General features: G+C 63.5%; 7 protein-coding genes. 4 read left to right on the top strand and 3 right to left on the bottom strand.

All coding sequences use genetic code 11. The features are described 5' to 3' along the window. Positions 1-8: 8 nt before the first annotated feature. The gene (gene trmA / locus JV201_RS25540; protein ID WP_102605483.1) at positions 9-1088 is read right to left on the bottom strand and encodes a tRNA (uridine(54)-C5)-methyltransferase TrmA; all 1080 of its coding nucleotides are present in this window, start codon (positions 1086-1088) and stop codon (positions 9-11) included. Next, positions 1085-2380, bottom strand: coding sequence for an NCS2 family permease (locus JV201_RS25535; RefSeq protein WP_003215557.1), 1296 nt, complete (start codon positions 2378-2380; stop codon positions 1085-1087). Before JV201_RS25535 ends, trmA begins: the two co-directional genes overlap by 4 nt. Positions 2381-2580: 200 nt before the next feature. Here JV201_RS25535 and JV201_RS25530 point away from each other — a divergent pair, with 200 nt between their 5' ends. The 4 genes from JV201_RS25530 (at position 2581) to JV201_RS25515 (ending at position 6824) form a co-directional block, all read left to right on the top strand. Further along, complete coding sequence (locus JV201_RS25530) at positions 2581-3027, top strand: DUF4879 domain-containing protein (RefSeq protein ID WP_219406173.1); 447 nt, start codon at positions 2581-2583, stop codon at positions 3025-3027. A gap of 106 nt (positions 3028-3133) precedes the next feature. Beyond that, a complete protein-coding gene (locus JV201_RS25525) occupies positions 3134-3658 on the top strand; it encodes a (2Fe-2S)-binding protein (RefSeq protein WP_102605485.1) in 525 nt (174 codons plus the stop codon). Beyond that, positions 3655-4644 carry a xanthine dehydrogenase family protein subunit M gene (locus JV201_RS25520; protein ID WP_177045455.1) on the top strand — a complete coding sequence of 330 codons (990 nt, stop codon included), beginning with the start codon at positions 3655-3657 and terminating at the stop codon, positions 4642-4644. Before JV201_RS25525 ends, JV201_RS25520 begins: the two co-directional genes overlap by 4 nt. Next, positions 4641-6824, top strand: coding sequence for a xanthine dehydrogenase family protein molybdopterin-binding subunit (locus JV201_RS25515; RefSeq protein ID WP_219406172.1), 2184 nt, complete (start codon positions 4641-4643; stop codon positions 6822-6824). The genes JV201_RS25520 and JV201_RS25515 overlap by 4 nt, the downstream gene beginning before the upstream one ends. On the opposite strand, the gene JV201_RS25510 is transcribed toward JV201_RS25515, so the two are convergent. Further along, positions 6821-8062, bottom strand: a complete 1242-nt coding sequence (locus JV201_RS25510; protein ID WP_219406171.1) for an MFS transporter — start codon at positions 8060-8062, stop codon at positions 6821-6823. The genes JV201_RS25515 and JV201_RS25510 overlap by 4 nt on opposite strands. Between the last annotated feature and the right edge of the window lie 494 nt (positions 8063-8556).

The raw sequence follows: 8556 nt of genomic DNA, 5'->3' as shown, positions 1-8556 counted from the left end.
CTGGGGATTTAACGCCGGGTCAGTAACACACCCGATTCCATGTGGTGCGTCCACGGGAACTGGTCAAACATCGCGCACTGGGTAATCCGGTGCGTGTCATGCAGTTGCGCAATGTTCGCCGCCAACGTCTCCGGGTTGCAGGAGATGTACAGGATGTTCTCGAAGCGCCGGGTCAGCTCGCAGGTGTCCGGGTCCATGCCGGCACGCGGCGGGTCGACGAACACGCTGCCAAACTCGTAGCTCTTGAGGTCGATGCCGTGCAGGCGGCGGAACGGCCGCACTTCATTCAAGGCCTCGGTCAGCTCTTCGGCAGACAAACGCACCAGGGTGACGTTATCCACCGCGTTTTCATCGAGGTTGCTCAGTGCCGCGTTCACCGAAGTCTTGCTGATCTCGGTGGCCAGCACTTTGCGCACGCGAGTGGCCAGAGGCAGGGTGAAGTTGCCGTTGCCGCAGTACAGCTCCAGCAGGTCATCACTGCGATCGCCCAGGGCTTCGAATGCCCAGTTGAGCATCTTCTGGTTCACCGTGCCGTTGGGCTGGGTGAACGCGCCTTCAGGCTGGCGATAGCTGAAGGTGCGACCGCCGACGTCGAGTTTCTCGACCACGTAATCGCGGCCGATCACATCGCGCTTGCCCTTGGAGCGGCCGATGATGCTGACGTTCAGGTCCGCCGCCAGCTTGTTCGCCGCCGTATGCCAATGCTCATCCAGCGGGCGGTGATAGCACAGGGTAATCATCGCGTCGCCGGCCAGAGTGGTGAGGAACTCCACCTGGAACAGCTTGTGGCTCAGGGCGGCGCTGGCTTGCCAGGCGGCCTTGAGTTGCGGCATCAACTGGTTGATGCGCAGGCTGGCAATCGGAAACTCTTCAATGAGGATCGGTGTGCGCTTGTCCTCCTGGGAGAACATTGCGTAGTGGCGCTGACCCTCTTCGCGCCACAGGCGGAACTCCGCCCGCAGGCGGAAGTTCTGCAACGGCGAGTCGAAAACCTGAGGCTCTGGCGCGTCGAACGGCGCCAGCAGGTCACGCAGGCGCGTGACCTTTTCTTCCAGTTGAACGGTGTAGCTTGCGGCGTCAAAAGTCATGCGTTGAACCAGCCCAGCTTGATTACAAACAGAATCGACAGGATCACCAGCGCCGGGTTCAGCTCACGGTAGCGGCCCGAAAGCAGCTTGATGGCGGTCCAGGCGATGAAACCGAAGGCAATGCCGTTGGCGATGGAATAAGTGAATGGCATCGCCAGGGCGGTGATCACCACCGGTGCGGCGACGGTGATGTCGTCCCAGTCGATTTCGGCCAGGCCCGAGGTCATCAGTACGGCGACGAACAGCAGCGCCGGTGCGGTGGCGAAGGCCGGGACGCTGGCCGCCAGTGGCGAGAAGAACAGCGCCAGCAGGAACAGGATCGCGACCACGACGGCGGTCAAACCGGTACGGCCACCGGCGCTCACGCCCGCCGCCGATTCGATGTAGCTGGTGGTGGTCGAGGTGCCCAGCAGCGAGCCGGCCATGGCCGCCGTACTGTCAGCGATCAGCGCACGGCCCATTTTCGGCATGTGGCCGTCCTTGCCCATGAGACCCGCGCGCTTGGCGACGCCGATCAGGGTGCCGGAGTTGTCGAACAGGTCGACGAACAGGAACGCGAAAATCACGCTCACCAGGCCGATGTCCAGGGCGCCCTTGATGTCCAGTTGCAGGAAGGTCGGGGCCAGCGAAGGTGGCATCGACATCACGCCGCCGAACGGGGTGAAGCCCAGCACGATGGAGGCGATGGTCACCACCAGGATGCCGATCAATACCGCGCCGCGCACTTTCAGGGCTTCCAGCGCAACGATCAGCGCGAAGCCGAGGGTGGCGAGGATCGGCGCGGGTTGTTTCAGGTCGCCCAGGCCCACCATGGTGGCCGGGTTGCTGACCACGATGCCGGCGTTGTGCAGGGCGATCAGCGCCAGGAACAGGCCGATACCCGCCGCAATCGCCGAGCGCAGGGGCAGCGGGATGCTGTTGATGATCCATTCGCGGATGCGGAAGATCGACAGCAGGAAGAACAGCACTGCCGAGATGAACACCGCGCCCAGCGCCACTTGCCAGGTGTGGCCCATGTGCAGGACCACGGTGTAGGTGAAGAATGCGTTGAGGCCCATGCCCGGTGCCAGGGCAATCGGGTAGTTGGCGATCAGGCCCATCACGGTGGAACCGATGGCCGCCGCGAGGCAGGTCGCGACAAAGACCGCGCCCTTGTCCATGCCGGTCTCGCCGAGAATGCTCGGGTTGACGAACAGGATGTAGGCCATGGCCAGGAAGGTGGTGACGCCCGCGAGAATCTCGGTGCGCACATTCGTGTTGTGTGCCTTGAGTTGAAACAGCTTTTCCAGCATGCCTGCTCCCTGTGACGCTATCTTGCGTCGTTATTTGTTGACCTCTAAGTCAAAGCACAAACTGCGCCAAGCGCCTGTGGTTCCAGAGAGGATCGGAAAAAGCGGCGCATCATACCAGCAGCCGAGGGCCAGTGGCGCATAGGCTTGATCATGGCCTTGAGGCATACTGCGCCGACGTTTATTACAGGGTCATCGACAGCATGAAAAAAGCCAGCGCCTGGAGTCTAGCTCTGTTCGGTTGCATCGGCCTGTGGCTCGGTGCGGCACCGGCGTGGGGCGCGCCTGCACCGGCGTTGAGCGAGGTGCGGGTATTCAAGGTTCAGTCGGCCAAGTGCACTGAAACCATTCCCGAGCGGGCCGACAGCACCCAGATGTGCACGCACCGCGGGCAGACACTGGTGTACGTGATGGAAGTCGGCCTGGGCAACAGCTCCCAGGCATTTTTCGACGGCGCGTCGGTGTCCGGCACCAGCATGGCCATCTGCCAGGTGGGTTCCATCAGCCAGCCATGCAGCGGCGCGGGAACGTTGATGGGCTACATCTATACGTTCCAGCTGGATATCGAAGCCGGCGGCACGTTCCAGTACAGCAACACCTCGATCAACCCACCGCGCAACCAGTTGGTCACCACCCTCGGCATTCGCTGATCGCCACCCATCAATTGCCTTGAACGCTCATAACCCCGGGAAGTCGTACCGCTAAGACGGCGACTTCCCAGAACGCCGCGATTGCACACCAATCCGTGAGGTGTTTATGAGCGCAACCCCCAATGGCGCGGCGGCCAAGCCGTTCGTCAGTCATCCGATACGCCTGACCCTCAATCGGGACCCCATTCAACTGGATGTATTGCCCTGGACCACCCTGCTGGACCTGCTGCGCGAGCAACTGGACCTGACGGGCACCAAGAAGGGCTGCGACCACGGCCAGTGCGGTGCCTGCACCGTGTTGCTCAACGGTAAGCGGGTGAACGCCTGCCTGACCCTGGCGGTGATGTGCGACGGTGCCGAGTTGATCACCATCGAAGGCCTGGCCTCGGGCGACGACCTGCACCCGATGCAACAGGCCTTTATCAAGCACGATGCCTTCCAGTGTGGCTACTGCACGCCGGGGCAAATCTGCTCGGCGGTGGGCCTGGCCCGTGAAGGCCGCGCCCACGACACCGCGCAAATCCAGGAACTGATGAGCGGCAACCTTTGCCGCTGCGGCGCCTACAACAACATCCGCGATGCCATCGAAGAAGCCTTGCCGGCGTGCCGCGTGCAGGGAGGTGAGCAATGAATCCCTTCCATTACAGCAAGCCGGCCGACGTGCAGGAGGCGGTGCACCTGGTCAGCCCGGCGTCGCGGTTTATCGCCGGTGGCACCAACCTGCTAGACCTGATGAAAGAGAACATCAGCCGCCCGGAGCACCTGATTGATATCACCGGGCTGCCACTTCGCGACGTGGAAGAAACTCCCGGGGGCGGCTTGATGATCGGTGCCCTGGTGAGCAACGCCGACCTGGCCTGGCACCCGCTGATCGAGGAACGTTACCCGCTGCTGTCCCAGGCCATCCTCGCCGGCGCCTCGCCGCAATTGCGCAATATGGCCAGTACCGGCGGCAACCTGCTGCAACGCACCCGTTGCTACTACTTCTATGACGCCGCCGTGCCCTGCAATAAACGCGAGCCCGGCAGTGGCTGCCCGGCGCGGGTCGGTTTGAACCGCATCCACGCGATCCTCGGCGCCAGCGACCAGTGCGTCGCCACCCATCCTTCGGACATGTGCGTGGCCCTGGCCGCCCTGGATGCGCGGGTGCATGTGCAGGGCCGGGGTGGTGCGCGGGTCATCGAGTTCGCCGACTTTCACCGGCTGCCGGGCGATGCACCCCAGCGGGATAACCAGTTGGCCGACGACGAACTGATCACCGCCATCGAGTTGCCTGCCGACCACCTGGCTGCCCACAGTCACTATCTTAAAATCCGTGACCGGGCTTCCTACGCCTTCGCCCTGGTATCCGTCGCGGCGGCGCTGGAGCTGGATGGCGATGTGATCGTCGACGCCCGCCTGGCCCTGGGCGGCGTCGCCCACAAGCCATGGCGTGATCGCGCGGTGGAAGCCGCGCTGATCGGCCAGTCCGTCAGCCGCGAAACTTTCAGCACTGCCGCCGAAACCCTGCTCCTAGACGCCGAGCCGCTGGAGCACAACGGCTTCAAGATCAAACTGGCACGCCGCGCGATCATTCGCGCCCTGAGCGATGCCGCTGTTGCAGGAGCCACGTCATGAGCGCAATCGGCAAACCGTTGGACCGGGTCGACGGTCTGCTCAAGGTCACCGGGCAAGCGCGCTATGCCGGTGAGTTTCCCGAGGATGGCTTGCTGCACGGCAGCGTGGTGTCGAGCAACATCGCCAAGGGCCGGGTCATCCGCATTGATGCGTCCCAAGCCCTGGCGCTGCCCGGTGTGGTGATGGTGCTTGATCACCTCAACCGCCCGAAACTGGCCAGCTACGACGACAGCTACGCCGATGCCGATGCTGCCGACGGCTCGCCGTTTCGCCCGCTGTACAACGACCGCGTGCTCTACAGCGGCCAGCCGTTGGCATTGGTGATTGCCGACAACCTGGAGCTGGCGCGCCACGCCGGTTCCCTGGTGCAGATCGAATACGCCGCCGAGCCTGCCGAGACCGATCTGCTGGCCTTGCAGGAGCAGGCGCACCCGTCGCCGCAAACACCGCCCAAGCCGCGCGGCAACTTCCAGGCCGAATGGACCGGCGCCGCCACGAGCCTGGATCTGCACTACAGCACGCCCATCGAACACCATAACCCCATGGAACCCCACGCCAGTACCGTGCTGTATCAGCCGGACGGCACCCTGCATATCCACGACAAGACCCAGGGCCCGCAGAACTGCCAGGCCTATGTGCAGAAAGTCTTCGGCCTGGATAAAAGCCAGGTGCGGATCTTCGCCGCGTTCGTCGGCGGCGCCTTTGGTTCCGGTCTGCGCCCGCAGTACCAGTTGCCGCTGGCAGTGATGGCATCGCTGGCCCTGAAGCGTTCGGTGCGCGTCACCCTCACGCGCCAGCAGATGTTCACCTTCGGTTATCGCCCGCGCACCTTGCAGCGCCTGCAACTGGGTGCTGCCGCCAATGGCCGCTTGCTTGCCCTGGGCCACACCGCCATCGGCCAGACCTCGCGCTTCGAGGACTTCAGCGAACACGTGGTGGAATGGAGCGGCATGCTTTATCACTGCGATAACGTGCTGCTGACCTACAAGCTGGTGCCGCTGGACGTGTTCACACCGCTGGACATGCGCGCCCCCGGCGCAGCGCTGGGGGTGATCGGCCTGGAATGCGCGATGGATGAACTGGCCTGCGCCCTGGGCATCGACCCGGTGCAATTGCGGCTGATCAACTATGCCGAGCGCAATCAGAACGAAGACAAGCCCTGGTCCAGCAAAGCGTTGCGCGAATGCTACAGCGAAGGTGCCGAGCGTTTTGGCTGGAGCCAGCGCAACCCGGAGCCGCGAAGCATGCGCGATGGTCGCCAACTGGTTGGTTGGGGCATGGCCGGCGGGGTGTGGGAGGCCCTGCAAATGAAAGCCAGCGCCAAGGCGCGGATCGACCATCTGGGCAAGCTCACGGTCAGCAGCGCCACCACCGATATCGGCACCGGCACCTACACGGTCATGGCGCAGATCGCCGCCCAGGCCAGCGGCGTGCCGGTAGGCGATGTGACGTTCCTGCTGGGGGATTCATCGCTGCCGACGGCGCCGTTGCAGGGCGGCTCGTTTACCGTGTCGTCGGTGGGCAGCGCGGTGCAACAGGCCTGTGAAGCGTTGAACGCCAAGCTGTTGGACATTGCGCGCAAGACGTACCCGGCGTTCAAAGACGCTGAGTCGGCACGGTTTGAGAACGGCCAGATGCACGCCGGTGACCAGCGCATCTCCCTGGCGCAATTGGTGCAAGACAGCGGCGAGCAGGCGCTGGAAGTGCAGGTGGATTGCGAGCCGGGCAAACAGCGCGAAGGCTATGCCTCTGCCACGCATTCGGCGGTGTTTGTCGAAGTGCGGGTGGATGAGGACCTGGGCACCATCAAGGTCAGCCGGGTGGTCAGTGCGATTGCGGCCGGGCGGGTGGTCAATCCGAAGATGGCCCGTAGCCAGATTCTCGGCGGTGTGGTCTGGGGCATCGGCATGGCGTTGCATGAGGAGACCCAGGTCGATCACGCATTGGGTCGCTCCATGAACCACAGCCTGGCCGAATACCACATTCCGGTAAACGCGGATATCGGCGAGATTGATGTGCTGTTTGTCGAAGAACACGACGAGATCGTCAACGCCCTTGGGTCCAAGGGCGTCGGCGAGATCGGGATAGTCGGGGTGGCGGCGGCGGTGGCCAACGCGGTGTATCACGCCACCGGCAAGCGGGTGCGGGACTTTCCCGTCACCCTCGACAAGGTCTTCTAAACCTTGGCGGGCTCTTCCACCGGCACATGCATGCGGTCGCGGTTGGCCAGGGTCGGGAACAGTTTGATCCAGACCCCGGTCACCACCAGCGTGCCGATGCCGCCCATGACCACGGCGGGCACGGTGCCGAACCAGTGGGCGGTGATCCCGGACTCGAACTCGCCCAACTGATTCGACGCGCCGATAAACAGCCCGTTGACCGCGCTGACCCGGCCGCGCATTTCGTCCGGGGTTTCCAGTTGCACGAACGAGGCGCGGATCACCATGCTGATCATGTCCGCTGCGCCCAATACCACCAGCACCGCCAGGGAGAACCAGAACGAGGTCGACAGGCCGAACGCGATGGTGGCTACGCCAAACACCCCGACCGCCGTAAACATGATCCGCCCCACATGCCGGTCGACGGCAAACCGCGCCAGCCACAACGACATCAACAACGCCCCGACCGCTGGCGCCGAGCGCAGCAGCCCAAGGCCCCACGGCCCGGTCAGCAAAATGTCCTTGGCGAACACCGGCAGCAAGGCCGTGGCGCCGCCCAGCAATACGGCGAACAGGTCCAGGGAAATCGCGCCGAGGATGTCCGGCCGACTGCGGATAAAACGAATCCCGGCCAGCAACGAATCCATGGTCGCCTTGGCCTTGTTCAGCGGCGTCTGGCGCGCGGGCAGGTTGAGGGTCAGCACGCAGGCGATCAGGTACAGCACCACCGTGGGGCCGTAGACCCAGACACTGCCAAAGGCGTACAGCAGACCGCCCAGCGCCGGCGCCACGATGGTGGCCAATTGCTGCGCCGACTGCGACGACGCCACCGCGCGGGGGAACAGCGCCGTGGGCACGATGCTCGGAAGCAGGGCCTGGGTGGTGGGCATTTCAAACGAGCGGGCTGCGCCCAGCAGGAACGCCAGGATAAAAATCATCTCGCGGGTGACATTGCCGGTCAGTCCGCCGATTGCCAGGGATAGCGCGATCAACGCTTGAACGGTCTGGCAGATGGCTGCGACCTTGCGCCGTTCATAGCGGTCGGCCACATGGCCGGTGTGCAGCATGAACAGTACCCGCGGTACGAACTCCACCAGGCCGACCAAACCCAGGTCCAGCACGTTGTCGGTCAGTTGGTAGAGGTTCCAGCCGATGGCCACGGTGAGCATCTGGAAACCGCTGGCGGTGAAGATCCGCGCCAGCCAGAACGCGATGAAAGGGCGGTGGTGACGTAACAGCAGCGCGGGTTCACTGGGCATCGGGGAGACGGGTCTGGGTGGGGGAACGGTGAGGTTATCACCAACTTGTAACCAATAGTTGCGTGGTGGGTTGGGGGGTATGAGATATGTTCAGTCTGGCTGAGTACATATCCGTTTCTTCGGTAACGGCCACTTATGGTTCCGCTCTTACAGCGGGTCACTTTTGGCAAACGCCCCAAAAGTAACCAAAAGGTCTTTGCCCCACCACTCGGTGCCTCGCTTAGGCTCGGCATGCCCGCACTCCGGCCCGATTCCGCGGGCCGCCGCGACGGGCCATCCATGGCCCGGCGCGGCTAAATCGGCATCCTTGCCGATTTACCCGCTCCACCGTGCCTRCTTGCGGCCATCGTGGTTGACGGGGCCCGCAGATCAAAATCAAAAGCAGATCAAAAGCAGAGCACAGCGGCCTACCGGCCGGCTTGAGTGTTAAAAGCAAAAGCAAAGACCAGAGCGAAAACAGAKCTGCTTTTCTGTGGGAGCTGGCTTGCCTGCGA

It is taken from the genome of Pseudomonas sp. Colony2 (genome assembly GCF_019382755.1).
Taxonomy (GTDB): domain Bacteria; phylum Pseudomonadota; class Gammaproteobacteria; order Pseudomonadales; family Pseudomonadaceae; genus Aquipseudomonas.
The sequence above is the reverse complement of the archived record's forward strand: the minus strand, read 5'-3'. Positions and strand labels throughout refer to the sequence as shown.

Excerpts from the sequence above, each read along its gene's own strand:
- trmA (WP_102605483.1), bottom strand. The coding sequence starts at position 1,088 with ATGACTTTTGACGCCGCAAGCTACACCGTTCAACTGGAAGAAAAGGTC.
- JV201_RS25535 (WP_003215557.1), bottom strand. The coding sequence starts at position 2,380 with ATGCTGGAAAAGCTGTTTCAACTCAAGGCACACAACACGAATGTGCGC.
- JV201_RS25530 (WP_219406173.1), top strand. The coding sequence starts at position 2,581 with ATGAAAAAAGCCAGCGCCTGGAGTCTAGCTCTGTTCGGTTGCATCGGC.
- JV201_RS25525 (WP_102605485.1), top strand. The coding sequence starts at position 3,134 with ATGAGCGCAACCCCCAATGGCGCGGCGGCCAAGCCGTTCGTCAGTCAT.
- JV201_RS25520 (WP_177045455.1), top strand. The coding sequence starts at position 3,655 with ATGAATCCCTTCCATTACAGCAAGCCGGCCGACGTGCAGGAGGCGGTG.
- JV201_RS25515 (WP_219406172.1), top strand. The coding sequence starts at position 4,641 with ATGAGCGCAATCGGCAAACCGTTGGACCGGGTCGACGGTCTGCTCAAG.
- JV201_RS25510 (WP_219406171.1), bottom strand. The coding sequence starts at position 8,062 with ATGCCCAGTGAACCCGCGCTGCTGTTACGTCACCACCGCCCTTTCATC.